24 protein-coding genes are annotated in these 26,989 nt (G+C 74.2%); 21 read left to right on the top strand and 3 right to left on the bottom strand.

The genetic code is table 11. From position 1 onward, the window contains the following. Position 1 precedes the first annotated feature (1 nt). The 21 genes from ACFVYI_RS00495 to ACFVYI_RS00395 all read left to right on the top strand — a co-directional run bounded on the left by ACFVYI_RS00495 (position 2) and on the right by ACFVYI_RS00395 (position 21,346). Entirely contained in the window at positions 2–922 is a 921-nt protein-coding gene (locus tag ACFVYI_RS00495; protein ID WP_387879787.1) for a deoxyribonuclease, read from the top strand. Next, entirely contained in the window at positions 867–2,114 is a 1,248-nt protein-coding gene (gene mfnA / locus ACFVYI_RS00490; protein ID WP_387879785.1) for a tyrosine decarboxylase MfnA, read from the top strand. Before ACFVYI_RS00495 ends, mfnA begins: the two co-directional genes overlap by 56 nt. Further along, the gene (locus tag ACFVYI_RS00485; protein WP_387879783.1) at positions 2,111–3,571 is read left to right on the top strand and encodes a B12-binding domain-containing radical SAM protein; all 1,461 of its coding nucleotides are present in this window, start codon (positions 2,111–2,113) and stop codon (positions 3,569–3,571) included. Before mfnA ends, ACFVYI_RS00485 begins: the two co-directional genes overlap by 4 nt. Next, positions 3,568–4,620 (top strand): zinc-binding dehydrogenase, encoded by a 1,053-nt coding sequence (locus tag ACFVYI_RS00480; protein ID WP_387879780.1) that lies wholly within the window; start codon positions 3,568–3,570, stop codon positions 4,618–4,620. The genes ACFVYI_RS00485 and ACFVYI_RS00480 overlap by 4 nt, the downstream gene beginning before the upstream one ends. Next, the gene (locus ACFVYI_RS00475; protein ID WP_387879778.1) at positions 4,617–5,951 is read left to right on the top strand and encodes a phenylacetate--CoA ligase family protein; all 1,335 of its coding nucleotides are present in this window, start codon (positions 4,617–4,619) and stop codon (positions 5,949–5,951) included. The genes ACFVYI_RS00480 and ACFVYI_RS00475 overlap by 4 nt, the downstream gene beginning before the upstream one ends. Then, a complete protein-coding gene (locus tag ACFVYI_RS00470) occupies positions 5,948–6,808 on the top strand; it encodes an NAD(P)-binding domain-containing protein (RefSeq protein ID WP_387879775.1) in 861 nt (286 codons plus the stop codon). Before ACFVYI_RS00475 ends, ACFVYI_RS00470 begins: the two co-directional genes overlap by 4 nt. Further along, the gene (locus ACFVYI_RS00465) at positions 6,805–7,944 is read left to right on the top strand and encodes a BtrH N-terminal domain-containing protein (RefSeq protein WP_387879772.1); all 1,140 of its coding nucleotides are present in this window, start codon (positions 6,805–6,807) and stop codon (positions 7,942–7,944) included. Before ACFVYI_RS00470 ends, ACFVYI_RS00465 begins: the two co-directional genes overlap by 4 nt. Beyond that, the gene (locus tag ACFVYI_RS00460; RefSeq protein WP_387879770.1) at positions 7,941–8,630 is read left to right on the top strand and encodes a class I SAM-dependent methyltransferase; all 690 of its coding nucleotides are present in this window, start codon (positions 7,941–7,943) and stop codon (positions 8,628–8,630) included. The genes ACFVYI_RS00465 and ACFVYI_RS00460 overlap by 4 nt, the downstream gene beginning before the upstream one ends. Positions 8,631–8,645: 15 nt before the next feature. Beyond that, the gene (locus tag ACFVYI_RS00455) at positions 8,646–10,145 is read left to right on the top strand and encodes a coproporphyrinogen-III oxidase family protein (protein ID WP_387879767.1); all 1,500 of its coding nucleotides are present in this window, start codon (positions 8,646–8,648) and stop codon (positions 10,143–10,145) included. After that, positions 10,132–10,896 carry a class I SAM-dependent methyltransferase gene (locus ACFVYI_RS00450; protein WP_387879764.1) on the top strand — a complete coding sequence of 255 codons (765 nt, stop codon included), beginning with the start codon at positions 10,132–10,134 and terminating at the stop codon, positions 10,894–10,896. The genes ACFVYI_RS00455 and ACFVYI_RS00450 overlap by 14 nt, the downstream gene beginning before the upstream one ends. Positions 10,897–10,974: 78 nt before the next feature. Further along, complete coding sequence (locus tag ACFVYI_RS00445; protein WP_387879762.1) at positions 10,975–11,943, top strand: carbon-nitrogen hydrolase family protein; 969 nt, start codon at positions 10,975–10,977, stop codon at positions 11,941–11,943. A 4-nt stretch (positions 11,944–11,947) separates the two neighbouring features. After that, a complete protein-coding gene (locus tag ACFVYI_RS00440) occupies positions 11,948–12,880 on the top strand; it encodes a carbon-nitrogen hydrolase family protein (protein ID WP_387879759.1) in 933 nt (310 codons plus the stop codon). A 6-nt stretch (positions 12,881–12,886) separates the two neighbouring features. After that, positions 12,887–13,510, top strand: coding sequence for a hypothetical protein (locus ACFVYI_RS00435; protein ID WP_387879757.1), 624 nt, complete (start codon positions 12,887–12,889; stop codon positions 13,508–13,510). After that, on the top strand, positions 13,507–13,743 hold the full coding sequence (locus ACFVYI_RS00430; RefSeq protein ID WP_387879754.1) for a ferredoxin: 237 nt from the start codon (positions 13,507–13,509) through the stop codon (positions 13,741–13,743). The genes ACFVYI_RS00435 and ACFVYI_RS00430 overlap by 4 nt, the downstream gene beginning before the upstream one ends. Further along, complete coding sequence (locus ACFVYI_RS00425) at positions 13,740–14,369, top strand: NADPH-dependent FMN reductase (RefSeq protein ID WP_387879752.1); 630 nt, start codon at positions 13,740–13,742, stop codon at positions 14,367–14,369. Before ACFVYI_RS00430 ends, ACFVYI_RS00425 begins: the two co-directional genes overlap by 4 nt. 138 nt (positions 14,370–14,507) lie before the next feature. Further along, positions 14,508–15,068 carry a hypothetical protein gene (locus ACFVYI_RS00420; protein WP_387879749.1) on the top strand — a complete coding sequence of 187 codons (561 nt, stop codon included), beginning with the start codon at positions 14,508–14,510 and terminating at the stop codon, positions 15,066–15,068. Further along, positions 15,065–15,664 carry a class I SAM-dependent methyltransferase gene (locus ACFVYI_RS00415; RefSeq protein ID WP_387879747.1) on the top strand — a complete coding sequence of 200 codons (600 nt, stop codon included), beginning with the start codon at positions 15,065–15,067 and terminating at the stop codon, positions 15,662–15,664. The genes ACFVYI_RS00420 and ACFVYI_RS00415 overlap by 4 nt, the downstream gene beginning before the upstream one ends. A 190-nt stretch (positions 15,665–15,854) precedes the next feature. Further along, complete coding sequence (locus ACFVYI_RS00410; protein ID WP_387879744.1) at positions 15,855–17,486, top strand: MFS transporter; 1,632 nt, start codon at positions 15,855–15,857, stop codon at positions 17,484–17,486. A 97-nt stretch (positions 17,487–17,583) separates the two neighbouring features. After that, entirely contained in the window at positions 17,584–18,285 is a 702-nt protein-coding gene (locus ACFVYI_RS00405) for a hypothetical protein (protein ID WP_387879741.1), read from the top strand. Between the two features lie 93 nt (positions 18,286–18,378). Next, entirely contained in the window at positions 18,379–19,167 is a 789-nt protein-coding gene (locus tag ACFVYI_RS00400) for a DNA alkylation repair protein (RefSeq protein ID WP_387879738.1), read from the top strand. 49 nt (positions 19,168–19,216) lie between these two features. Then, on the top strand, positions 19,217–21,346 hold the full coding sequence (locus ACFVYI_RS00395) for a molybdopterin-dependent oxidoreductase (protein ID WP_387879735.1): 2,130 nt from the start codon (positions 19,217–19,219) through the stop codon (positions 21,344–21,346). Positions 21,347–21,417: 71 nt separating this feature from the next. Here ACFVYI_RS00395 and ACFVYI_RS00390 read toward each other — a convergent pair whose 3' ends face one another. From ACFVYI_RS00390 to ACFVYI_RS00380, 3 genes are read right to left on the bottom strand one after another with little or no spacing between them, the layout of a single operon-like run. Beyond that, a complete protein-coding gene (locus ACFVYI_RS00390; protein WP_387879733.1) occupies positions 21,418–22,509 on the bottom strand; it encodes a hypothetical protein in 1,092 nt (363 codons plus the stop codon). Then, positions 22,506–23,777, bottom strand: coding sequence for a CHAT domain-containing protein (locus ACFVYI_RS00385; protein ID WP_387879731.1), 1,272 nt, complete (start codon positions 23,775–23,777; stop codon positions 22,506–22,508). The genes ACFVYI_RS00390 and ACFVYI_RS00385 overlap by 4 nt, the downstream gene beginning before the upstream one ends. Positions 23,778–23,784: 7 nt before the next feature. Beyond that, positions 23,785–26,988 (bottom strand): tetratricopeptide repeat protein, encoded by a 3,204-nt coding sequence (locus tag ACFVYI_RS00380; protein ID WP_387879728.1) that lies wholly within the window; start codon positions 26,986–26,988, stop codon positions 23,785–23,787. Position 26,989 lies beyond the last annotated feature (1 nt).

Raw genomic sequence — 26,989 nt, 5'->3', positions numbered from 1 at the left:
CGTGCCCGCCGACCGCCCCGGCCCGCCACCGCCCCCGCCGCCGCTCGCCCCCCGGGCCCTGCAGGGCACCGGCCTGACCCCGCTGTTCGACCACCACATCCACACCGACCTGCGCAACGCGGACGACTACGAGCTGATGGCCGTCAGCGGGGTGCTCACCGCGCTCGCGCCGTGCTCCGCCTCGCTGGAGGCCCGGGACTCCGCCAGCGCCTTCGCCGCCCGGTTCGAGCGGCTCGCCGGGGCCGAGACCGCCCGGGCCGCCGCGTACGGGATCGACCTGCACGTGGCGCTCGCGGTGCACGCCGCCGACATGGCGGGCCTGCGCGGCGCGCTGGCCGGGATCGAGGTGCTGGAGCAGTACCTGGACCACCCGAGGGTCCGGGCGCTGGGCGAGGTGTCGCTGCGCGGCGGCGGACCGGACGAGGTGGAGGTGCTGGAGCGGCAGCTGAAGCTGGCGTCGGCGCGCGCGGTGCCGGTGCTGGTCGAGTCGCCGCCCGCACTGCCGGCCTTCCGGGAGATGCTGGCGCCGCTGGCGGGCGCGGTGGAGCGGGCCGGCATCGACCCCGCCACGATCGCCCTGCTCGACCTGGACGAGCAGCGGATCGACCTGCTGGCCGAGCACCCGGCGCTGCGCGGGCTCGGCGGGTACGGGATCGCCGTCGCCCCGCGCCAGGACGCGCTGTTCCAGGTCCGCGAGAAGCAGTCGCACCGCGAAGTGCTCGGCCTGCTGGAGCGGTTCGGCCCGGAGCGGCTGATGCTCAACACCGGCCTGCACTTCGGCTCGGCCGACCCGCTGGGTCTGGCCCGGACGGTGCACCGGCTCCGACTCCATGGTGTCCCCGAGCAGATCGTGAGGGCTCTCGCTCATGGCAACGCTGCCCAGTTCTTCGCCGTCCCCCACCGGGTCCCCGCCGCCGGGTGAGCCCGCCGGCACCCGCCCGCACGGGCTGCCCGACCGGGGCGCGCCCGTCGAGCAGGTGCTGGCCGAGCTGGCCGGGCTCTGCGCGGACGACCACGACTACCGGGACGGCACGGTCTTCAACTCGATCTGCTCGACGCCGCTGCCGGTGGCCGAGCAGGTGTTCGCCGCCCACCAGCAGGCCAACCTGGGCGACAACCGGATCTTCCCCTCGCTGCCCCGCGCCGAGGCCGAGGTGACGGCCATGCTGGCCGATCTGATGGACGGCCCGGGGGCGTCCGGGGTGGCCACCTCGGGCGGCACCGAGGCCAACCTGCTGGCGGTGCTCGCCGCCGTCCGGCGCCACCGGGCCCGGTTCGGGGCCGGTGCGCCGGCCCGCGTCCTGCTGGGCGACAGCGCGCACTTCTCCTTCGACAAGATCGCCGCGCTGCTGCCGGTGGAGGTGGTCCGGGTCCCCTCCGACGAGCGGCTGCGGGTCGACACCGGGCGGCTGCTGCCGCTGCTCACCCCGGACACCGCGCTGGTGGTGGCCACCGCGGGCAGCTCCGAGTCGGGCGCCGTGGACGACGTGCCGGCGATCGCCGCCCACGCCTCGGCCCTCGGCGTGCCGGTGCACGTGGACGCCGCCACCGGCGCCTTCCTGGTGCCGTTCGCCCGTGAGCTGGGCGAGCCGCTGCCGCCGATCGGGTTCGCCGTCCCGGGCGTCTCCTCGATCACGCTGGACCCGCACAAGTACGGCGGCGCGCCGATCCCCGCGGGCCACGTCCTGTTCCGCGACCGGGAGGCGCCGGACGCGCTGCGCACCTCCTCGCACTACCGCGGCACCTTCGACCACCACGCCCTGCTCGGCACCCGGCCCGGCGGCGCGCTGCTGGGCACCTGGGCGGCGCTGCGCGCCCAGGGCCGCAGCGGCTACCGGGCGTCGGTGGCCGGGCTCTGGGAGCGGCGCGCGCTGCTGGTGGAGCTGCTGACCGGGGCCGGTTTCGAGGTGGCCCCGCGGCCCGAGCTCACCGTGGTGACCGTCCGCCACCCGAGCCCGGAGAAGCTGGTGGACGCCCTGGAGGAGCGCGGCCTGATCGCCTCGGTGGCCCGCCGGCTCGGCCTGCTGCGGCTGGTCGTGCACTGGCACCAGAGCGAGCGGCAGCTGCGCCGCCTGGTCGCGGTGCTCGCCGAGGTCGACGGGGGCCGGCCGTGAAGGTCCTCTTCGTCTCGATCAACAAGCTGAAGTCCTTCCGGCCGGTGCTGCCGATCGGCATGGTCACCATCGCCACCCAGGCCCGGGCCGCCGGGCACCGGGTCGAGACGCTGGACCTGATGTGGGAGGAGGAGGACGAGCCGGTGGTGCGGGCGGCGGTCGGCGCGTTCAAGCCCGACGTGGTGGGGATCTCGATCCGCAACGTCGACTCGCAGAGCATGCTGGAGCCGGTCGTCTACACCCCGCTCGCCCGCGAGGTGGCCGACTGGTCGCGCGACGAACTGCCCGGCGTCACCGTGCTGCTGGGCGGTCCGGGGTTCTCCACCGTCCCGGAGGACCTGATGGACTTCGTCCGGGCCGACTACGGGATCACCGGCTTCGCCGAGGAGTCCGTCCAGCCGCTGCTGGACCACCTGGCCCGGGGCGAGGAGCCGCTGGACGTGCCCGGGGTGATCCGCCCACTCCCGGGCGGCGGCTACCACCGGCGCGACGCGGTCTTCCGGATCGACTACCGCAAGGCGGCCCGCCCCGACCCGGCGCTGTACGACCAGCGGTACTTCAGCTACTCGTACGAGACGCACGACCGCAGCCTCAAGGTGCCGGCGACCATCCAGACCAAGAAGGGCTGCGTGCTGGAGTGCGTCTTCTGCAGCAACTTCCTGGTGGACGGCACCGGGGTGAAGTTCGACGAGGTCTCCCGGGTGGCCGACGAGGTGGAGCGGCTGCGCGACGAGGGCCTGGAGGTCCTGGAGATCGTCGACGGGGTGTTCAACCTGCCGCTCAACTACTCGCTGGAGGTCCTGCGGGAGTTCGTCCGGCGGGGCATCGAGATGCCCTGGTCCTGCATGGTCAACCCGGGCAACGTGACCGACGAGCTGGTCGAGCTGATGGCCCGGACCGGCTGCTACTACGTGGAGTTCGGCACCGACTCGGCCTGTGACCGGATCCTGCGCGGACTGAAGAAGAACTTCCGCCAGCGCCAGATCGTCGAGTCCCACCGCCGGTTCGTCGAGGCCGGCATCCGGGTCGAGCACTGCCTGTTCATCGGCAGCCCCGGCGACGACCGGGCGTCGGTCCGCGAGACCTTCGACGTGATGGAGCAGCTCGTCCCGCCCGCCACGCCCGACGTGCACGCCTTCTGGACGCTCGGCCTGCGGGTCTGCCGGGGCACCGCCCTGCACTCCACCGCCGTCGCCGAGGGAATGATCACCGGAACGGAGCGATTCATCGTGCCCAAGTACTACTGCTCCCGCGCGGTCATCGAGGACGACACCCTCCTCGACGAGATCCAGGCGCGGGTGCTCGCCAACGACAACTGGTACCTGTGGTGGGGGCTCAACTCGATCAGCCTGCGCGAGCGCATCACCATGGCCCGCGCGGAGAGCGAGCGGATCGAGGCCGAGCTGGGCGAGCACCTGCCGCCGCTCCCGACCCCGCCCGCGGGAGGTGCCCGGTGAGCGCCGGGGCGGACCTGCGGCTGACCGGCCCCGGCCGGCTCACCGTCGACGAGGCGAAACCGCCGACCGCGCCGCTCGGCCCGGACGAGGTGCTGGTCGAGGTCGACCGGGTCACCCTGTGCGGCAGCGACCAGGCGCTGTACGACGGCGCCTACGGCGGCCCGAGCAGCTACCCGCTGCGCTTCGGCCACGAGTGGTCCGGCCTGGTGGTCGACACCGGGAGCAACGGCCGCGCGCTGCTGGGCCGGTGGGTCACCGGCGACTGCTCTCGCTGGTGCGGCGACTGCCCCCGGTGCGGCACCGACCGCAACGTCTGCACCCGGATCGAGAAGTTCGGCCTCACCGTGGACGGCTTCTCGACCCGCCTGCGGACGGTGGACCGCCGCTACCTCTACCCCGACACCCACGGCCTGGGCCCCGGGCTGCTGGCCCTCTCCGAGTTCTTCGCCGTCGCCGCCCAGGGCCTGCACCGGATCGCCCCGCGCCCCGACGAGCGGGTGCTGGTGATCGGCGCCGGCGCCCTCGGCCTCGCCTCCTACCTGCTGCTCACCGGGGCGTACGGGGCCGGCGAGGTGGAGCTGCTGGAGGCGGACGAGGCGAAGGCCGCCGCCGTCCGGCAGCTGCTGCCGAGCGCCCGGGTGCGCACCGGGGCACCCGAACCGGACGCCGCCGCGCGCGCGGCCGGCGGCTACGCCGCGCTCACCGCCACCGCCCGCTACGACCTCACCGTGGACTGCTCCAGCGGCGCCGACGGCCTCGCCACCGCACTGGCCTGCGCCGTCCCGCGCGGGCGGGTGCTCTGCTTCGGGCTGCGCCGCAGCGCGGCGCTGCGCACCGACCTGCTGGTGGCCAACGCGCTGACGCTGGTCGGCTCGATCGGCGGCACCGGCGGCTTCGACCGGGCCCAGGAGTTCCTGGCCGGCCACCGCGAGGAGGCCGCCCTGCTGGTCACCCACCGACTGCCCGCCGAGCGGGCGGCGGAGGCCTTCGCACTCGACCCCCGCACCCGGATCAAGACCCAGCTGATGTTTGGAGAGGATGCCCGGTGACCACCGCCGACCGCCCCCCGCACCTGCGCTATCCGGAGATCCGCGAGGCCGCGCTCGCCGATCTGGCGGCCTTCGAGAAGCTCAGCCCCGACCAGGTGCCCGACCACCAGTTCGCGCTGCTGCGGCGCCAGTTGGACCACGCCTTCGCCAACTCGCCGTTCTACCGGGACCACTGGGCCGAGCACCACGGAACGCTGCGGCCCGGCACCGTCGAGGAGCTGCGGACGCTGCCCTTCACCACCAAGGCGGAGCTGCGCGGCGCCTACCCGTTCGGACTGCTCGCGGTCGGCCGCGAGGAGCTGATCCGCTACGGCGAGTCCACCGGCACCACCGGCAGCCCCACCTCGTCGATGATCACCTACGAGGACTGGATCCGCGGCAACGTCGCGGTCGAGCAGTCCGTCGGCCACGTCCTGGGCCCCGGCGACCTCGCCTTCATCGCCATCCCCTACGAGCTGGCCTTCGCCTCCTACGACCTGGACCGGGCGCTGGAGCAGAACGGCGCGGCCGTGGTACCGGTCGGCACGCTCAGCCTGGTCTGCCCGTTCGAGCGGATGGTCGAGATGATGTGGACCGTCCGCCCGACCGCCCTGGTCTGCACGCCGAGCCGGGCGCTGCGCCTCTACGACATGCTGAAGGACACCGGGCGCGACCCGGCCGAGATCGGCCTGCGGACCTTCCTCTACGTCGGCGAGACCTGCTCGCCCGCCAAGCTGGAGAAGATCGCCGCGCTCTGGGGCGTCCGGCTCTCCAACGCCTACGGCTCCACCGAGACCAACTCGCTCGGCCTGGTCTGCGAACGGGGCAGCCTGCACCTGACGGAGGACCGGCACCTGTTCGAGGTGATCGACCCGGAGACCACCGAACCGGTGCCCGACGGCACCGCCGGCGAACTGGTCATCACCTCGCTCGCCGGCCGGGCCATGCCGCTGCTGCGCTACCGCAGCGGGGACTTCGTCACCGTCTCCGCCGAGCCCTGCGCCTGCGGCAGCCCGCGCCGGGTGCTCTCGCACCACGGGCGGGTCAGCGAACAGCTGATCGTCGGCGGGCAGCGGATCAACAAGCTGGCGCTGGAGCAGACCGTGCTCGCCACCGGGGGCGCGGGCCTCTACTGGGCCTCCGGTGTCGCCGGGGACCGGCTGGAGATCCGGGTGGAGGCCGAGGGCGAGGACCCGACGGCGCTCTGCGCCGCCGTCGCCGAGCGGGTCACGGCCGAGTTCGGGGTGCCCGCGGCGGTCGCCCCGATCGACCGGGCCCAGGTGCGGCGGGCGATGGACCGGATGCTCAAGCCCGGCAGCCTGACCATCGAGGACCTGGAGGCGGTCTCATGACGCTCGGCCCGCGCCCCGGCAACCCGGCCGAACCCCGGCACAACGACCCCGGGACGATCGCCGTGGTCGGCCTCGGCCGGCTCGGCGCGGTGCTCGCCGACCGGCTCGCCGAGCGCTTCCCGGTGCTGCTCAACGACAGCGACCCCGCGGTGGCCCGGCGGGTCGCCGCCGAGCTCTCGCTGCCCGACATGGACCAGCGCGAGATCCTCTCGGCCGCCGACACCGTGCTGCTCTGCGTCCCGCCGCAGGAGACCGCGGCCGCGCTGCGCCGGCTCGCCGCGCTGACCGGGCAGGTCGGCCGCCGGGCGCTGTTCGTCAACATGGCGACCAGCGTGCCCACCGAGGACCTGCCGGACCTGGGCGTGGAGGTGGTCGGCCTCAAACCGGTCTGCCAGTTCACGGCGGTGGCGCTCGGCCTCAAGACCGTCCTGGTGACCTCCGCGCCGCGCCGGATCGGACTGCTGCGCACCCTGGCCGCCGACCTCGGCGAGGTGGTGCTCGGGCCGGAGGCGTGCGTCGGCCCGGCCAACCGGGCCGCCACCAAGGCCGCCCTGCGCGCCTGCGCCGACCTGGCCGCCGAACTGACCGGGCGCGGCCTGCCCACCGACATCGTGCGGGCGGCGGTCCGCAACGTCTTCGTGGGGACGGCGCTGGACTACCCGCCCTCGGACGCCAACCCCTACACCCGCTCGGTGCTGGAGGAGATCGCCGCCGAGGCCACGGCCGCCGCCCGGCCGCCGGCCGCTCCACCGATCACCGTCGTGCCCGCCGCCCCGCCGACCACCCTCGTCCCGCCGGACGCGCTCGGCTGGGCCGCCTGGGCCGAGCGCCCCGTCACCCCGGGAGGACCCGCATGACCACCACCCCGCCGGACGTGCCGCACGGCGGCGCGCACTGCGAGACCGCCTCGATGCGCAAGCAGCTGGCCGCCCACGGCCTGCCGGTCAGCGAGGCGATGCTGTTCGGCGTGGCCGGCGGCATCAACTTCATGCACATGCCCGCGCCGCCCGGCGGGCGCGGCTTCACCGGCGGGCGCAACGGCCCGTTCCCGGAGTTCACCCGGCGGATGGCGGCCGGCGTCGGCCTGGACCTGGAGGTCGCCGTCACCGACGACCCCGACCGGGCCCGGGAGGACCTGCTGGCCGAACTCGACCGGGGCGGCCCGGCGGTGATCTACGCGGACCTCTTCCACCTGCCGTACTTCCAGGCCACCCGGCACTTCGGCGGCCACGCGATCGTCGTCCTCGGACACGACCGCGAGCGCGGCACCGTCACCGTCTCGGACCGCCCGGCCCGCCCGCAGACCCTCACCACGGCCGAACTCGCCACCGCCCGGGCCTCCGCCCACCAGCCCTTCCCGCCCCGCCACGCCCTGCTGCGCGCCGACTGGAAGGCCGCCCGGCACCCCACCGAGGACGACATCCGCCAGGGCATCCGCCACTCCTGCCGCGCGATGCTGCACCCGCCCGTGCCCAGCTTCGGGCTGCGCGGCCTCGACTCCTACGGGGCCGGCCTGCAGCACCTGCTGCTCAGCGACACCGCCGCCGACGCCGTGGTGGAGGAACTGGCCGGAGCCTACGTCGACTTCGAGCTGGCCGGCACCGGCGGGAACGCCTTCCGCAACCTCTTCCGGGCGTTCCTGGCCGAGGCGGCCGAACTGACCGACGACCACCGGCTGGCCGACGCCGCCCTGCTCTGCGCCGACAGCGCCGGACGCTGGGAGCGGGTGATCGCGCTGCTGCTGCCCGACTGGACGCCCGACTTCGCCGAACTCGGCGCCGCCTACCGGGCCCGGGAGGCGGAGCTGCTGGACGGCGGCGCCGCCGCCCTCGCCCGGGCCGCGCTGCTGGGCGAGCGGCTGCCCGGGCTGCGGGCCGCCGCGGCGGCCGGGCTCGGCCCGGTGCGCGAGCGGCTGGCCGGCGAGCTGCGGGCGGCCCTGAGCTCCGTCGCCGAGACCGAGCGGGAGCTGTTCGCCCTGCTGAGGGAGGTGTGAGCGACGTGACCACCGGTCTGCTGCCGGCCGTCCGGACGCCGACCCGCCATCGGCTCTCCGACGAGGCGGACCGCCTCGCGTACGACCGGTACGTGGCCGCCCGCAACCAGTACAAGGAGGAGTTCCTCGACCTGCTGGAGAGCACCCGCACGGACGGCCCGGTGCTGGAGGTCGGCCCCGGCTACGGCGGGTTCGCCGGCCTGCTGCTGGCGCGCCGCCCGCTCGACCTGCGGGTGCTCTGCACCGACCCGGGCGCCGTCGCCCCGCTGCGCGAGCGCCTCGGCGACGCGGCACCCGTCGACCACTGGCCGGCCGGGAGCCCGCTGCCCGCCGCCCTCGCCCGGCGCCACCCGCTGGTCTACAGCGTGCACGCGCTCGGCGAGTGCGTCGAACCGGCCCCCCTGCTGCGCGGGTTGGCGCAGGCCCTGGCCCCCGGCGGCCGGCTGCTGGTCAACGACCTGCGCCGGGACCCGGACCCGTTCATCCTCGAATACACCCTGCGCGAGATGGCCGCCGACGACTCGCCCGACGGCCGGTACCGCCTGCGCACCTACCTGGACTCCCTGCGCGGCGCCTGGACCGGCGCCGAACTGCGCGAACGGCTCGACGCCGCAGGGATGGCCGACTGGGCGGTCGGCCCGGACGGCCCGATGGCACTCACCGTCGAGCACCACCGCGCCACCTGACGACCGGAGAGACACATGACCCAAGAAGCGATCACCCGGAACTTCCTCGACACCCCGAGCTTCTGGCGCGACTACCCGGAGCGGGACATCGAGTTCGTCCGCTGGTACCCGTGCGACGTCAAGCCGCTGACGGCGGACCAGATCTACGCCACCCGGGAGAAGTTCCCCAAGACCACCTCGTTCTACGTGCACATCCCGTTCTGCAACCAGGTCTGCACCAGCTGCCCGTACAACAAGTTCTCCACCCGCAACACCCTGGTGCGGCGCTACATCCAGGCGCTCAAGCGCGAGATCGACCTGTACTCGCAGCTGCCGCACGTCCGGGACACCGTGTTCACCTCCGGCTACTTCGGCGGCGGCACCCCGACCACGCTGCGCGCCGAGGAGCTCGACGACCTGCTCGGCTACATGAAGCAGCGGCTCAACTTCAGCCCGGACTGCTCGATCACCATCGAGTCGACCCCCGTCGACGTCGACCAGCAGAAGCTGGACGTGCTGCTCAAGCACGGCGTCAACCGGATGAGCCTGGGCGTCCAGACCTTCCACGACCCGCTGCTGCGCTACCTCGGCCGGGCCCGGGCGCACACCGGCGAGTCCGCCACCCGCACCATCGAGCTGATCGACCGCAGCGGCCTGGAGAACCTCTGCATCGACTACATGATCGGCATCCCCGGCCAGACCCCGGACCTGTGGGCGCAGGACATCCGCACCCTGATGGACCTCCCGGTGACGTCGTTCTCCGTCTACAACTACGCGGTCATGCCCGGCTCGGAGGTGTTCTTCGCGCTGCAGAGCGGCGCCACCCCACCCTGCCCGAGCACCCGCGAGGCCGACGAGATGTACCAGTACCTGCACACCACGCTGATGGACGCGGGCTACCTGGCGCTCACCTACAACGACTTCATCGAGCCGATGCGGCCCGAGTGGGAGGCCGCCGGCGTCAAGACCTACCCGGTCGTGAAGGACGGCAGCAAGCCGTACCGCGGCCTGGAGACGGACACCTTCTACCTGACCGACCACCTGTCGCAGATCTGGGGCCGGTGCGGGGACATGGTGGCCATCGGCTCGGGCGCCTACGGCTACCTGAACAACCACATGTACCTCAACGAGCCGGACATCGAGTCGTACATCAGCCGCTGCAACGAGGGCCGGCTGCCGGTGGTGATGGGCGCCTACACCGACGAGCACGAGCAGCGCTGCCGCAGCCTCGTCCTGGGGCTGAAGCTGCTGCGGGTCAAGCGCTCGGTCTACCGCGAGCGGCACGGCGTCGACCCGTACGAGTACTTCAAGGACAAGGTCGACGACCTGGTGGCCAAGGGGCTGCTGGAGGTCGACGACGACGCGATCCAGGTCACCTACCCCAAGGGCTGGTACTACATCGACAACATCTCCAAGAGCTTCTACTCGGACGCCAACTACCGGCTCCCGCAGCCGACCTCGGCGAGCACCGAGATCCTCAAGTGGCAGATCGACCGCACCGACGGCCGGAAGGGGCTCCCCCTTGTCCAGTTCTGAGACCACCGCGCGCCGCGCCCGCCGGGGCCGGATCTTCGACCTCGCCGAACGGGCCCCGCAGGGCGACCCGTTCGAGACCGCCGAGGAGTGCCGCGCGTACGACCGCAGCGTGCGCACCTCGATGATCATCCCGATGCAGCACATGATGAAGCTGATCGGACCGGACTGCGGGCCCGACAAGGACGTCCTGGAGATCGGCTGCGCCAGCGGGCTGCTGTCGCTGCGCCTGGCCGCCCAGCACCGCGACTCCACCTTCACCGGGCTGGACAGCAACGACTCCTTCCTGGAGGTCGCCCGGGAGAACACCATCTTCGCCAACCTGGTCTCCTACGGCGGCGACTTCGCCTGCGACTGGGCCCGGTACAGCCGGCTGCCGTACCCGGACGACAGCTTCGACGTGGTGTTCAGCTTCTGCGCGATCAACCGCTGGGACAAGCCGGCCCGGATCCTGCCCGAGCTGGCGCGGGTCTGCCGCCCCGGCGGCGCCGTCCTGCTGTACGACCTGGCCCGCGACGCCGACGAGGGCATGGTCTCCTTCGTCCTGCAGTACGCCGGTGGTGACGCCAACGCGTTCATGACCTCGCTGCGGGCCTCGTACTCCACCGAGGAGATGCGCGAGCTGCTCGACCAGGTCGGCCTGGGCGACTGGAGCGTCACCAAGGAAGGCATCAACCTGGTGGTCTCCTCCCGGGCCCGGGACACCGGGTACACCGTCGGCGAACCCGGCATCTACGAGCGGATCTTCGACTGACGGTCCGCCCCGGCACGGGTGCGGTGCCCGCCGCAGTGGCGGGCACCGCACCTCCCCTCCTTCGGAAGGAGCACGACCATGCCCACCGCGGACCTGCGCCGGTACCGGGTCGGCGTCGTCCAGCTGTCCGTCGCCACCAACCGCCGTGCGGAGAACCTGGCGCGGGCCGAGAAGCTGGTGCGCGCCGCGGCCGACGACGACTGCCGGCTCGTCGTCCTGCCCGAGGTGTTCGCCACCGCGCTCAACCTGCCGAAGAGCCACGAGATCGCCGAGCCGGTGCCCGGGCCGCTCACCGAGTGGCTGGCCGGCCTGGCCCGCGAGCTCGGCGTCTGGATCGCCGCCGGCGTGCTGGAGCGCGCCGGCGAGCACGTGCACAGCACCGCCGTGCTGCTGGACGACACCGGGGTGCTCGTCGGCACCGCGCGGCGCACCATGGTCTACGACCTGGAGGCGCACTTCATCACGGGCGCCACCGGTGCCCGCGTCTTCCCGACCCCGCTCGGCCGGATCGGCTTCGCGCTCGGCTACGACGTGCAGTTCCCCGAGGTGCTGCGCGGCCTGTTCGCCGCGTCGGCGGAGGTCATCGTGGCCCCCTCGGTGCTGCTGCGGCCGTTCGCCGAACCGGTGCGACAGATGCTGCTGGCCCGGGCCGCCGAGAACTGCGCCTACGTGCTGTTCGCCAGCGCGACCGGCGAGAACACCCTCGCCGGGCTCACCTACATGGGCCGCAGCGCGATCCTGCGCAGCCCGCTGGCGATCGGCGCCTACTCGCGGGACTTCCGCAAGCAGCAGCCGGTCCTCGCCGAGGCGGACCGCGAGGAGGTGCTGCTGACCGCCGATCTGGACCTGCACGAACTGCGCCGGATGCGCGAGGCGGCGCCGTTCGCCGCCGACTTCCGCCGCTCGCCGCTCGGCCTCGCGCTGACCGCCGCCACCCACCCGGACGGGCCGCTGCCCGACTGGGCCGCCGAAGCCCTCGGGGTGCGGAGCGCCCCGGACACCCCCGACCACGCCCCGGCGTCCCCGGGCACCCCGGACGGAGCCTGACCCGATGACCGTCGACCGCAACCTCGCCACCAGCCGGCCCCGGGTCGCGCTGATCCAGACCTTCTGGGACCCGGACCCGGAGGTCAACCTGGCCCGGACGCTCGCCCTGCTGGACACCGTCCAGGACGTCGAGCTGATCATCCTGCCGGAGTTCTTCCTCGGCCCGCCCTTCTACTTCCCCGGCCGCGCCCACCTCAAGGGCGTGATCGACCAGCCGGTGCCCGGCCCGGTCTTCGACCAACTCGCCGAGGTGGCCCGCGCCAAGGGCTGCTACCTGCTCTGCGGCACGGTCGTCGAGCGCGAGGACGACCGGTACTACAACACGGCCGTGCTGCTGGACGACCAGGGCCGGATCGCCGCCAAGGCCCGCAAGACCCACCGCTTCGCCGCCGAGATGGTCACCGTCTCGCCCAGCGACGAACTCGTCATCGTGGACACCCCGTTCGGGCGACTGGGGATCTGCGTCTGCTCCGACTTCTGGATCCCCGAGGTGCCGCGGACGCTGGCGATGCGCGGCGCCGAGATCATCGCGGTGCCGGGAGCGGCGCTGCGCGGCAACATCCAGATCACCCGGCCGTGCATCCAGGCCAACTCCTCCTTCAACGTCTGCTACACCCTGCTGGCCAGCGCCGTCGGCGAGGTGACCGGCGAGCGCGCCGGGCGGACGGTCTCCATCTCGGTGGCCGGCCACAGCACCGTCGCCTCCCCCGAGCAGTTGGTCGGCTCGCTGGACGAGGAGGAGGGCGTGCTGATCGCCGAGCTCGACCTCGACCGGATCCGCGAACTGCGGGAGGTCGACCTGTCGTTCCGCAAGAGCCTCTACTTCTGCCTGCACGGCCGCCGGCCCGAGCTGTACCAGGACCTGCTGAAGCCGTACGCCGGCCACCAGGACCTGGAAACCCTGATCACGGACTACCTGACCGCCCCACGGAGCTGATTCGCCATGGCACCCAGCCTGCTCTACCCCGCCGCCGAGCACCTGCCCACCGGGGCCGACCGCGAGCCCGCCCTGAAGGAGGTCCTCGACTGGGCCGACCGCGCCGCCGCCACCAGCACCGCCGACGCGCTGCTCGCCTTCTTCGGTCAGCCTCTCGACCCGCGCACCCTGCGGCTGACCGGCCTGCACCACGTCGCCGTCTACCTGGGCGACTACCGCGCCGAGGAGGAGTACGAGGCCTGGCTGGAGACCGTCCGGGCCCGTCCGGGCCTCGGCCGGGTGTCCGCCGGCCCCTCGCACATCGCGCCGCGGGTGCACGGCACCCCCGGGCACTGGATCAACCTCACCACCGAGCACGGCACCGAGGTGGAGTTCTTCACCTGCCGCGCCTACGGTGCCTGGGCCGAGGAGCCGCCCGAGCGCAAGCGGGCGCTGATGTCGCACCTCGGCCTCAGCGTCGACACCCCCGACCACGTCCGCCGGGTGCTCGACTACCTGGCCGGCTTCGACGGCGTCGAGGTGCTGGCCTACGCCCCCGAGGACGAACTCGGCCACACCTACGGCCACCTGCTGCGCACCGACACCGACCGGGTGCTGGAACTGGTCCACGCCGGCCGGGTTCAGGCATGACCGGCTACCCGGTACCGGCCCGGCTGCCGGAGAACGCGCCCGGGCGGTTCTACGTCAACGCGGAGTGCACCGACTGCGACACCTGCCGGTGCATCGCCCCGGACTCCTTCGTCCGCAACGACAAGGCCGGCTACACGTTCGTCGCCCGCCAGCCGGCCGACGAGGACGAGGAGGAGCTGGTGTACGAGGCGATGGACTGCTGCCCGGCGGACGCCATCTGCGAGGCGGAGTGAGCGCCCGCCCGCCGGGGCCGAGGATCCTCGGTCTCGGCGGCTCGCTGCGCCCCGGCTCGACCAGCCAGCTGCTGCTGCGCCGGGCGATCGCCGTGCTGGAGGCCGACGGCTGCCGGACCTCCGTGCTGGACCTGCGCGAGCTGGACCTGCCGTTCTGCAACGGCGACAAGCAGGACCCGTGGCCGAGCCGCCCCGACGTCAAGCTGCTGCGGGAGGAGTTCCGGGCCGCCGACGGCATCATCCTGGCCGGGCCGGAGTACCACGGGACCATCGGCGGGGCTCTGAAGAACGCCCTGGACCTGCTGGACTTCGAGCACGTCGAGGGGAAGGTCTTCGGGGCGATCTGCGCGCTCGGCGGCCGCAACAACTCCAACGCGCTCAACCACCTGCGCCTGGTGGCGCGCTGGTACCGGGCCTGGATGGTGCCCGAGCAGGTCGCCGTCCCGCAGGCGCGGACGGCGTTGCCGGGCGGCGAGCCGGCCGATCCCGAGCTGGGCGCGCGGGTGGACGAGCTGGCCCGCAGCGTGGCCCGGGCGGCGGCGCTGCTGCGGCCCGGGGCGGCCCCGGCGTCGGGCCCGGTTTCGGCCCCGGCGTCGGCCCGGCCGGGCCGGATCGGTCCGGAATAAGTTCCGAACGTGTCCAGGACAGTCAAACGCGGGCGCTGACGCGTTGATAGCGTCACCCCTGTGAATAAGACGCACACATTGGGTGCGCATTTCCAGGGGGCCGGAGAATGGTTCCCGGTGCTCCCCAGACCACTTCTCGTGATCAGTCTCCGCCATCCGTCCAACGGGACTCCGCGGGAGGCGACCTGGCTTCGCCTCACCGCCTTTCTGTTCAATCGCGGGATTTCCGACGACCGCACCGTCGGTATCGAAGTCCTGTACGACGACCCGGAGTCCACGGCGCCCGACCGGCGGCGTTTCGACGCCTGCCTGTCGGTGCCCCGGGACCGGGTCGCCGGGCTGTCCCTGCTCGATCCGCGCCGGGACAGCCTGGGCATCCGCGTGCTGCCCGTCCTGAGCGAGCGGCTGATGCTGTGGCGGGGCGGCTCGGCCCAGGCCGAACCGCCCGTCCGGCACCGGCACGTCACACCGGCCGCCGACCTCACGCTGCGCGCCAACTGGCCCCGGTACGAGGTCTACCGGGGCTCGCCCGTGCTGACGCCCGGGCGCCCCGAGGTGATCGGCTGGTACGCCACCGCGACCCCCGCGGCCGGCGCCGTGGGCGGCAGCCTCCTCCCCCCGCGCACGCCCGCCGCCGGCGTGCCCCGCCGACCGTACGGTGCGGTCCGGCGCGCCTCCGGAAGGGGTCAACGACCGTGACCACGACGACCACGATGGACTGGGACCGGGCCTACAGGGCCGGGGACCACCACCAGTACTGGGAGCTCAGCGCTCCCTCCCCCGACCTGGTCGGCTTCCTCGCCGCCACCCCGCCGGCCCCCGGTGCCCGCGCCCTGGACCTCGGCTGCGGCACCGGCTGGGACACCGTCGCGCTGGCCCGGGCCGGGTACCGCGCGACCGGGGTGGACATCAGCGGCGAGGCCGTCGGCCTGGCCGCCGCGCGGGCCGCCGAACTGGGCCTGGAGATCGAGCTGTCGGTCGGCGACGTCCGCGGACTCGACCTGCCGGACGAGGAGTTCGACCTGCTGGTCGACCGCGGCTGCTTCCACCACCTCGGCCCGGAGGACCGCGACCGCTACGCGACCGAGGTGGCCCGGCTGCTGAGCCCGGGCGGCCTGCTCTACCTGCGCGGCAGCCGGCAGGAGATGTTCCCGTTCAAGCCGGTGGACGCCCCCGCGCTCACCCGGCACTTCCCCGCGGACCGGTTCAGCACCGGGCCGCTGATGCCCTTCCAGCTGCACACCGACGTCCTCAAGCTGGACGCCAACGCGGTGGTCCTGCGCCGTGCCGACTGAACCGCGCCGACCGATCCGCGTCAACTGATCCGCGTCGGCCGATCCGGGGGCGGCCACCCGCCGCGACCACCCTTCGCGACCGTTTCGCGCCGGCCCGCCGAGACCGGCGGACATTCCGTGCTTCCCCGTTTCCGGAGCCCGGTGCCCGCTTCGTCCGACGGCTTCCGGCGCTCCAAGAAATGAGCCACCTATGCCCACCCCGCAAAGCCGGGACAAAAGTCCCTGGCTCATCCTCGGCGTGCTCAGTATGGGCTTCTTCATGACGCTGCTCGATATGACGATTGTCAATATCGCGCTGCCTCACGTGATGTCCGGCGTGCACGCCTCGCTGGACGAGGGCCTGTGGGTGTTCAGTGCCTACATCCTCGGCTACGCCACCCTGCTCATCGTCGCCGGCCGGCTCGGCGACCTGTTCGGCCCGCGCCGGGTCTACCTCTACGGCCTGGCCGTGTTCGTGGCCGCCTCCTGCCTGTGCGGGGTGGCGCCCAACGCCGGCGTGCTGATCGCGGCCCGTGCCGTCCAGGGCATCGGCGGGGCCATGCTCGCCCCGCAGATCCTGCCGATCGTCACCATGGTCTTCCCGCCCTCCAAGTGGGGCGCGGCGTTCGGGTTCACGGGCGCGCTCTCCGGGCTCGCGGTGCTGACCGGTCCGACCCTGGGCGGCGTCATCGTCAGCTACCTGGACTGGCGGTGGATCTTCTACCTCAACCTGCCCATCGGCATCGCCACCGCCTACCTGGTGCTGCGGCACGTCCACGACTACCGGCCCGGCAAACGGCAGCCGCTCGCCGTGGTGCCGACCGCCCTGCTCGTCCTCGGCCTCACCGCGCTCGCCTTCGGCCTGATCGAGGGCGAACGCCTGGAGTGGAACGCCACCGCCTGGGCGGCGATCGCGGCGGGGCTGCTGGTGCTGGCCTACTTCGTGCTGGACCAGCGCAGGCACCAGCGCTCCGGTCCGCTGATCCCGTTCGACCTGCTGCGGCTGCGGAACTTCGCCTCCGCCAACATCGTCGCGGCGATCATGGGCTTCTCGATGCTCGGCGCCTTCCTGCCGATCTCGCTCTACCTGCAGACCGTGCTCGGGATGTCCCCGCTGCGGGCCGGCTTCACCATCGCGGCGATGCCGCTCACCTCGGCACTGGTCGCCGGGGTCGGCGGCAAGCTCTCCGACCGCGGCTCGGGCAAGGCCGTCATCCTGACCGGGCTGGCCTGCTTCACCGCCGGGCTCGGCGCGTTCGTCCTGGTCACCGGGACGGACACCGGCACGCTCGCGCTGCTCGGCCCGTTCGTGCTGGCCGGCCTGGGGATGGGCCTGGTGTTCTCGCCGCTGTTCAGCGTCGGCATGCGCCAAGTCCCGCCGCCGCAGGCCGGGGTGGCGTCCGGGCTGGTCAACACGGCGCAGGAGATCGGCGGGCTGCTGGCCAGTGCGGCGATCGGGGCGATCCTGTCGCTGCGGCTCTCCAGCGGCCTGCGCGGCTGGGTGGACGAGCAGGCCCTCGCACTCCCCCCGGAGGCCCGGGAGGGCTTCAAGCAGGCGTTCGCCCCGCTCACCGACGGCGCCCTGAAGATCGGCAGCGGCGGCCCGCCGCCCGCCCTGGCCGGCGCCGACCCGGCCCAGGCGGCCAAGGTCCAGGACGCCTTCGCCCAGGCCTTCACCAGTGCGATGCACAGCGGCCTGCTGCTGCCGGTGGGCCTGCTGGCCGTCGGCTGGGTGCTCGCCCTGCTGCTCATCCGGGACGTCCCGGCACCGGCCTTCGGGGCCCCGCGACCACCCGCCGCCAGGGCCACGGGCAGCGCCCCGGCGGCGGCCGAGCAGGCCTGAGCCCACCGGACCCGTCCCACCCGTCCCCACCGACCCGCACCGATCCGACCCACACCGACCGATCCGCACCGAACGAAGAGAACCGAGGAGTCACCCGATGTCCCAGCCCCCCGTGGTGCTGTCCACGCACATGATGGCGACGTACATGGTCAAGCCCGGCTGTGCCGAGCAGGCCCGTGACATCATCGCCCGTCACTGGCCCGCCCTGAAGGCCCACGGCCTGGTCACCGACGAGCCCGCGACCGTCTACCACAGCGAGAGCGAGCACGGTCCGGTCTTCTTCGAGATCGTCACCTGGGTGGACGAGAACGCGGTCAGCCGCGCCTTCAACACCCCCGAGGTCAACGCGATCTGGCAGGAGATGGCGGCGATCACCGAGGCCCGCGAGGGCCGGCCGCCGGTGGACTACCCGATCGTGCACCGGATGGGCTACTTCCAGGACGAGCCCGACCTCCCGGAGGAGGACGCCTACACCGGGCTCGCCCACTACCTCGTCCGCCCGGACAAGGTCGCCGAGTTCCACGAGCTGATGTCCCGCGACTGGCCGACCCTGCGCGACGAGAAGCTGACCACCGGCGACCGCGCCGTGGTCTACTTCGGCGAGGACGCCACCGGCCCGTTCTTCCTGGAGATCGTCCGCTGGTACGACCAGCAGGGGCCCAGCATCGCCTACCGCAACGACAAGGTCAGCGCGATCTGGCAGGACGTGTTCCGCTACACCGAGGGCCGCAGCGGCCGCCCCGCCTCCGAGTACCTGTGGGCCGGCGAGCTCCGCTACCCGTACCACGACGCAGACTGACGTAACGTCAATCCCCAAGAGAACCATCAGCGTTCGGACGGGTCGGGCCCTGGCGCCCGGCCCGTCCGGCCCCGTCCGACCGGAGTTCCCTCGGTGACCCGCAAGACCCCCCAGACGTTCGACACCCCGCCCGCCCCCGTCCTGGCCGACCGGCTCAGGTCCGAGCTGGAGGACAGCGCCGTGCCCGGCCGGGCCGAAGGCGAGAAGGCCTACCTGAAGAGCAGCCTGGAGCACATCGGCGTGCCGCTGCCCGCCATGCGCACCGTGGTGCGCGGCTTCGTCCGCCGCCACCCCGGGCTCGACCGGGACACCCTGCTGGAGCTCACCGAGGAGCTCTGGGCGCCACCGGTCCACGAATCGCGCTCCTGCGCCGCACTGCTCCTGGAGGCCCGCTCCGACCTGCTGGTCCGCGCGGACACCGGCTACCTGGAGCAGCTGCTGCGCGAGTGCGAGACCTGGGCGCACGTCGACCTGATCGCCCCCAAGGGCGCCGGCGCCCTGCTGCTGCGGCTGCCCGAGACCGCCGAGGACTTCCTGCGCTGGAGCCGGGACGAGGACCAGTGGGTGCGGCGCGGCGGCATCCTGTCCTACCTGCTGGCCCTGCGCGACCGGGGCGAGTTCCCGCACTACTTCCCCGCCTTCGCCGACCTCGCCGACCCGCTGCTCACCGACTCCCGGTTCTTCGTGCGCAAGGCGCTGGGGTGGGCACTGCGCGAGGGAGCCAAGCACCACCCCGAGGAGATCGCCGACTGGCTGCGCGCACGCCTGCCCCGGGTCTCCGGACTCACCCTGCGCGAGGCGATCCGGCCGATCGACGACGACACCTGCCGGAGCCTCCTGCAGCAGCACGCCGAACTCGGCGGGCGCCGCCCGCGCGGCTGACCGCCCGCTCCCCGTCCGCGCCCGTCCACCGCCCGCCCCGGAGGCCCGTATGACCGCCCAGAGTCCCGCCGACCGGCACCGCCGGCCGCTCCCGGTCGTCCAGGTGCTCGCCGAGGACGGCCGGCACCGGACGATCTGCCGGATGTGCCACGGCGGCTGCGGCGCCATCGTGACCGTCGACGAGGGCCGGCTGACCGCCATCGAGGGCGACCCGGAGAACCCGAACAACCACGGCTTCCTCTGCGCCAAGGGCCGTGCCTCGCTGGAACACCTGAACCACCCCGACCGGCTGACCACTCCGCTGCTGCGCACCGGACCGCGCGGCAGCGGCGAGTTCCGCCCGATCGGGTGGGACGAGGCGCTGGACCGGACCGTCGCCGCCCTCGACCGGGCCCGGGTCGAGCACGGCCCGGAGGCGGTGGTGCTGGCCCAGGGCACCGACCGCAACTACCAGGAGTGGCTCTTCCGGTTCGCCAACAGCTTCGGCACGCCCAACGTGCTCGGCCCGGCGCACGTCTGCTTCTACCCCCGGGTGATGGCCGGCATCCTCACCGCGGGCGGCTTCACCTTCTGCGACTACGAGGGCCGGCCCGACCTGGTGCTGGTCTGGGGCTCCAACAAGGCGCTCACCCACGGGGACGGCGTGATCGGCACCCGGCTGCTCGCCGCCGTGCGCGACGGCACCCGGATGATCGTGGTCGACCCGCGGCGGACGTCGCTGGCCGCCCGCGCCGAGCAGTTCCTGCAGGTCCGCCCGGGCGGGGACGCGGCGCTGGCGCTGGCGATGATCCACACCGTGATCGAGGCCGACGCCTACGACCACGCGTTCGTCGAGAAGTACACCGTCGGTTTCGAGGACCTCGCCGCCCACGTCGCCGACTGGTCGCCCGAGGCCGTCGCCGAGCGGACCGGCGTGCCGGCCGAGCGGATCAGGGCCGCCGCCCTCGCCTACGCGGCGGCGCCGAGCGCCGCGATCGAGCTCGGCACCGGCCCGCAGCAGCACCGGGACTCCTTCCACACCTGCCGGGCCGTCCTGCTGCTCTCGGCGATCTGCGGCAACCTCGACGCGCCCGGCGGCGACGTCCTGTGGGACCCGCCCGGCATCGACGGCCGGCGGTCCTTCCCGCGCGCCGAACTGCTGGCGCCGGAGCAGGCCGCCAAGCGCCTCGGCGGCGACCGGCACCGCATCCTGGCCATGTCCGGCTGGGCCCACCCCGGCTCCGTCTGGGACGCCGTGCTCGAACCCACCGCCCCCCACCCGGTCACCACCATGCTGGTGCACGGCAGCAACCTGCTGCTCAACTACGCCGACTCCGACCGGGTGCGGCGGGCCCTGGAGCGGCTGGACTTCCTCGCCGTCGCCGACCTCCGGCTCACCCCGACCACCGCCATGGCCGATGTCGTCCTCCCGGTCGGCGGCTGGCTGGAGCGCGACCAGATCGTCGAGCACGCCCACTACGTCGCGGCCCGCCGGGCCTTCGCCCGGGTCGGCGACACCCGCTCCGACGAGTGGATCCTCACCGAGCTGGCCCACCGGCTGGGCCTGTCCGCCGACTTCTGGCCCGACGCCCGGGACTCCCTGGACACCCGGCTGGAGCCGATCGGCATGGACTGGCGGCAGCTGGCCGAACTCCACTACCGGGCCACCACGCTGGAGTACCACAAGTACCGCAGCCGCGGCTTCGGCACCCGCAGCGGCAAGGTCGGCCTGCGGTGCGACGCCCTGCGGGCCTTCGGCTACCCGCCGCTGCCCGTCCCCGGCCCGCCGGTCGGCGGGCCTGACGACGGCCCCTACCTGCTCACCTCGGCGCACTCGCCGTTCTACTTCAACTCCGAGTTCCGCGACCTGCCCTCGTTGCGCTCCAAGGAGCCCGAGCCCCGGCTGGAGATGCACCCCGAGGCCGCCGCCCGCGAGGGCCTGGCCGACGGCGACTGGGCCGAGCTGGCCACCCGCACCGGCCGCATCCGGCTGCGCGTGCTGCTCACCGACCGGATCGCCCCCGAGGTGGTGATGGCCCCGGCCGCCTGGTGGTACCCGGAGCGCGGCGCCGACGGCGGCTGGCGGGAGGCCAACGTCAACCTGCTGACCACCAACGAGGACGAGAACGCCGAGATGGGCTCCTCCACCTTCCGCGGCCTGCGCTGCACCGTCACCCGGGCAGCGCGGCAGGACGCCTGAGCCGCCCGCCCGCCCCGGTCCGGCCCGTCCGCGCACTCGGACGGGCCGGCGTGCCGACCGGTGCCCCGGGGTCAGCGCGAGAGGGAGGCCAGGCTGAGCAACAGGTGGGCGGACTCGGGGTGGTGGAAGTCGGAGTGCGCACCGGCCGGCGCCAGCCGGGCGGCGAGGCCGCCCCGGTAGACGTCGCTCGCGTCGATGTTGACCAGGGGGTGGTCCAGCATCTGCCGGGAGTACGGCGCGCCGGTCGGCCGCAGCGCGGCGTTGTACTGCCGCACCGGGGCCACCCCCGCGCCGGAGTGGCCGATGCCGGGCCGCCCCTCGGCCCGCAGGTGCCAGAAGCCGGTCGCCCGGTCCCAGCGGGAGTGGGTGAGGACGAGCGGGCCGCGCAGCGGCGCGCCGGACCGGCCGGGCGCCGCGAACAGGTCGGGGAACAGCCGGTCGAAGGCGTCGCGCGGAGCGGCCATCTGGAAGATCAGCGCGCTGTCCGCGGTGAACGGCCGCGCGGGGTCCGCGGCCGCACTCCAACCCAGCACCCTGGGCCCTCTGGTGGGCCGGTCGGCGGCGCGCTGGACGGCCTCGCAGAGGAACCGGCCGCCGAAGGAGTGCCCGACCAGGTGGAGGTACTGGCCGGCCCGGTTCGCCAGCACCGCGGGGTCGGCCGGATCGGTGCGGCCGGCGTCGAGGTAGCCGAGCAGATGGCCGAGCACGTAGCCCGCCTGCCCCCGGCCGGGGGCGCTCATGGCGTGCGCGCGGTCGCGGATCCGGCGGTAGCCGGCCGGCGAGGGGGCGCTGGACGACGGCCAGCGCACCACCACGCACCAGGGCCGGTAGCCGCGTTCCAGCCCCGGGTAGTCGACCGGCGCCGTGCGGTGGAGCTCGGTGGCCCGGGCGATCAGCGCGGCCGCCGAACGGTCCGCCGCCGCCGGCGCGGTCTGCCAGCCGTGGACGTAGACGTAGAGGTCGGTCGCCCGGGCCGGCACCCGCAGGTGGCGGGCGAGGTGCTCGGCGACCCTGGCCTCCGGCACCGGGGTGCGGGTGCCCGGGACGAGCAGGCGCCCCTGCTCGTCGAGGTCCACCGTCACCGGTCGGACGGTGGCCGCCGACGGTCGGCGGAGGTTCGCGTCGCGGCGGACGGCGCGGGCGGTGCGGACGGTGGCCGTCATGACGAAAGCTCCAGAATGCTGTCGATCCCGCAGTGCAGCGAGTAGGTGAGGGCGAGGGGGTTGCGGTAGTCGCGGGTGAAGCGCCGGACCAGTTCCCGGGTGATCTCGCCCGCCGTCCGGCCCCCCGCCAGGTAGAGGTCGAGGAAGGCGAGCGCGTACTCGGAGGCGAACACCTGCGGGATCTCGATCTGCGGACCGAGCACGCCGTCCGCCCCCAGCTCCACCAGCGCCTGGCCCAGGTGTTCCAGCTCGGCCGCCGCCGCCTGCCCGGTGTGGCACGCGTTGAGCAGCACGAACGGGTTGAAGGTGGCGTCGGGCAGGTCGCGGTGGCGTTCGCGGTGGCGCCGCACCAGGTCGGCGTCGATGGGCCGGTCGTCGGAGAGCCGGACGGCTAGCTGGGCGTAGGGGGAGTCGTTCTCGATGAACTGGCCGTGGCACCAGAAGTACATGACGTCCTCGTCCAGCACCGCGCAGGAGAGCGCCTCCAGGAGGCCGGTGGACTCGGTGCGGACCGTCAGCTGGGAGCGGTCCTCCAGCAGTTTGCGGACCTCCGGTGCGCGGCCGACGAGTTCGAGCGTGTCGTCGGTGTTGAGACTGGTCACGGGCCGTTCACGCGGCGGGTAGGGCGCCTGGACGGCCGGGTAGGCGGCGCCGGTCTGCTCGATCTGGTGCCGGTGGCCGAGGAAGTCCGTCCAGGGCTCCCCTGAGCCGGTGTCGACGGCGAGCATGGGCCACGGAAGGTGGAGCTCGGAGTCGAACCGCACCCGCAGCCCGTGCTCGGCGAGCGCCTCGCCGAGGAAGGCCCGGAACGCGCCCAGGTTCGGGTCCGTCCCCTTGAGCATCCGCTCGAACAGGTAGCGGCCCTCCTCCGCGAGTTCGGCCATCTGCCGCTCCGCCGCCGGTGCCAGGTGGGACACGTCGACGGCGTCCGCGAAGGGGTAGTCGACGGGCATCCCGTCCTCGTCCACCTCGCAGTAGCCCACCAGGCGGTCCCGCCAGATGCCGCGCAGGCGGGCGGCCATCCGTAGCAGCTCGGCCACGGACACCGTCAGGTAGGCCTGGTGCTCACGGGTGCGGGGCGAGGGCCGGCCCGGCCGGTACGCGGAGATGTGCAGGACGTCGTCGCGGTGGCGGCGCAGGGCCACCACCAGGTCCAGCGGGGCCGGCGTCCGGGTGCCGGGCGGATCGCCCGGGCCGGCCTGGCGCGGCAGCACGGTGTAGTCGGCGGACGGGTTCTGGTGGATCTCGACGAGGAGGTCCCGGGGCATGGTCGATCTACTCCTGGTCCTGATCCTGGCTCGGTTCGTGGCGCCCGCCGGGTTCGTGGCTCCGACCCGGGACGGCGGTGGCGGGCCGGGCCGGGGCGGCGTCCACGACGACCTCCAGGTCCTGGAGGGCGGTGCCGTGCCCGCGGTCGTAGACGGTGATCCGGACCGGGTGCCGTCCCGCCACGGCCGGGGTGAGCGTGAACGCGGCGGGCGCACCGGCCGGCCGGTAGGCGGTGACCGGCGGATCGATCACGGCGTCGGAGGCGACGGCCGCCACCAGGTGGAGGTCCGGCAGCCGGCCCGGGTCGGCGGCGTCGCGGTCGGCGGGGTCTCCGTCGGCCGCGGGCTCCAGCCGCAGTTCGAGCCGCGCCGGGGCGCCGGCTTCGGGCTCGTCGAGCAGGGTGATCCGGGGGCGCCAGGCCGTCCGGGCGGGGGTCGGGCCGGTCGGCAGGTCCGACCCGGCGGCCGTGCGCACCGCCTCGGTGCCCGGACCGCGCCGGGCGACGACGGGTTCAGGAGCCGGGGCGGCGGGCTCAGGTGCAGAGGCGGGCTCAGGATCCGGGGCGGACGCACGAACCGGGGCGGGCGGAGGCACCGGGGCGGACGCCGACGGCGGCAGCGCCGGGGCGAGGCTCGCGGGCTCGACCGGCAGCGGCCCGGCGCCGCCCTGGCGGAGCTGGGCCAGCGCCGTCCGGCTCTCCACGGCCAGCGGATGGCCGGGGCCCATGACGGCGTCCCGCCCCGCGCAGACGGCGTTCAGCAGGTCCGCCGCCGGCTGCGGCCGGCCGGCCGCCGCGAGCGCCTGGGCGAGCCCGACCGCCAGCGTGGGGAGGAACTCGACGCCCCCGGGGTACCGGCTTCCGACCGCCAGCACGGGCTCGTCGGTCCCGCGGTGGCCGTCCGCGATCAGCGCGGTCCGGCCCGGCGGGTGCGGGCCGGCCACCGGCGCGTGGCCGGCGACGACCTCCGTGTACACCCGGACCGCACCGGCGTGGTCGCCGGCCCGGTGCCGGGCGTGCGCGAGGCTCTGACGGATGCTCAGCGTGACGGGGTGGCGCGCGCCGTGGCTCGCCGCGCCGTCCTCGGCGAGCTCCTCCAGGAGGACGACGGCCCGCAGCGGGCGACCGCCCTCGGCGAGCAGCAGGGCGTGGATGTCCCGGGTGGCCAGCGTCAGGTCGTGGGCGTCGCCGAGGGATGCGGCCGCCCCGTCCGCGAGCGACTCCAGCAGGCCGACGGCCGCCCGGGTGTCGCCGGTCAGGTGACAGGCGAGTGCGAGCCGCTGCCCGCTCAGGAACACGTCGGGGTGCGTGGCGCCCAGCACCCGGCCGCAGGCGGCCGCCACCGCGGACCACTCGTCGACGGCGGCCCGGTAGTCGCCGGCCCGTCCGAGGACGTCGGCGAGGCTGCCCCGGCTGCCCAGCACCTGGTGGTGGTCCGGGCCGAGCGCCGCGGTGGCCGCGGCCACCAGCTCGCGGTAGCGGTCCACCGACTCGGCGTACCGGCCCGCCTCGTCGAGGTTGAGCGCGAGGCTGTCCCGGGCGTCGAGGGTGTCCGGGTGGTCCGGCCCCAGGACGCGGGTGCGGTCGGCGATCACCGCTTCGAGGAGCCGGGCGGCGGCCGTGTGGTCCCAGCCGGCCCGCAGGGCGTGGGCGAGGGCGTGCCGCTCCTCCAGGGTCTCGGGGTGGGACGGGCCCTGGACCCGGGTGCGGTCCGCGACGAGCCGCTCCCGGTCGACCGCGTTGCGGCGCCTGCGACCGGCGACGCGGTGGGTGTGGGCGAGGCTGCCGCGCTCGTCGAGGGTGTCCGGGTGGTCCGCGCCCTGGACCCGGGTACGGTCCGCGATCAGCACCTCGATGAGTTCGACGGCATGCCGGTGGTCGCCCACGTCCCGGCTGATCCGGGCCACGGCGCCGCGCACCCCGAGCGTGTCCGGGTGGTCCGGCCCCTGGATGCGCTCCCGGTCCCGCAGCAGGGCGGTGTACAGGTCGAGCGCCCGCAGGTGGGCGCCGCCCTCGCGGACCGCCAGCGCCTGCCGGTAGCGCTCACCGAGGGTGTCCGGGTGGTCGGCGCCCTGCACCCTGGCCCGGTCGGCGACCAGCTGCTCCCGGTCCCCGAGGGCCCGGCGCAACTGCCCGGCCTCCTCGCGGGCCTGGGCGAGCAGACCGCGCTCGTTGAGGGTCTCGGGGTGGTCGGGGCCCTGGTACCGGAGCCGGTCCGCCAGCAGGGCCTCGTAGAGCTCCACGGCGCGCAGCCGGTCGCCCGCCGCGCCGTACGCCCCGGCCAGGCGGGACCGGGTGTTGAGGATGTCGGGATGGTCGGGCTCGGTGACGCGTGCCCAGTCGGCGAGCAGGGCCTCGAAGAGCCCGATCGCGCGGCGGGGTTCCCCCGCCTTCAGCTGGGCCACCGCCTGCCACCAGCGGGTGTTGAGGGTGTCCCGGTGCGAGGGCCCGAGAGTGCGGGTGCGGTCGGCGACCAGCTCCGCGTAGCGGGCGAGGGCCCGGTGGCCGTCGCCGGCATCGTCGTGGGCGCGGGCCAGCGACGCGCGCTCCTCCAGCGTCTCGGGGTGGTCGGCGCCCTGGAGGCGGGTGCGGTCCGTGACCAGGGCCTCGTGGAGGTCGACGGCCCGGCGGTACCGCCCGGCGACCCGGCAGGCCCAGGCCAGATCGGCCCGCGCGTTCAGCGCCTCGGCGTGGTCGGGGCCGTGCACCCTGGCCCGGTCGGCGACCAGGGCCTCGCAGAGCTCCACGGCCCGCCCGTGCTCCCCCGCGTCCCGGCGCGCCCAGGCCAGACCGGCCCGGGCTTCCATCGTCCCCGGGCCGTCGGGGCCCTCGATCCTGGTGAGGTCCGCGATCAGCGCCTCGCAGACCTCGACGGAGCGGCGGTACCGCCCGGCTGCCCGGCAGGCCCAGGCCAGGCCCGCGCGGGTGTTCAGCGTCTCGGGGTGGTCCGGCCCCTGGACCCGGGTACGGTCCGCGACCAGGGCCTCGAAGAGCTCGACGGCCCGCCGGTGATCCCCGGCCTCCCGATGCGTCGAGGCCTGCCACCACCGTGCACCCAGGGTGTCCGGATGATCCGGCCCCTGCACCCGGGAACGGTCCGCGACCAGGGCCCCGAACAGCTCGACGGCCCGCCGGTGATCCCCGGCCTCCCGATGCGTCGAGGCCTGCCACCACCGTGCACCCAGGGTGTCCGGATGATCCGGCCCCTGCACC

It is taken from the genome of Kitasatospora sp. NPDC058218 (genome assembly GCF_042882445.1).
Classification (GTDB): domain Bacteria; phylum Actinomycetota; class Actinomycetes; order Streptomycetales; family Streptomycetaceae; genus Kitasatospora.
The sequence above is the reverse complement of the archived record's forward strand: the minus strand, read 5'-3'. Positions and strand labels throughout refer to the sequence as shown.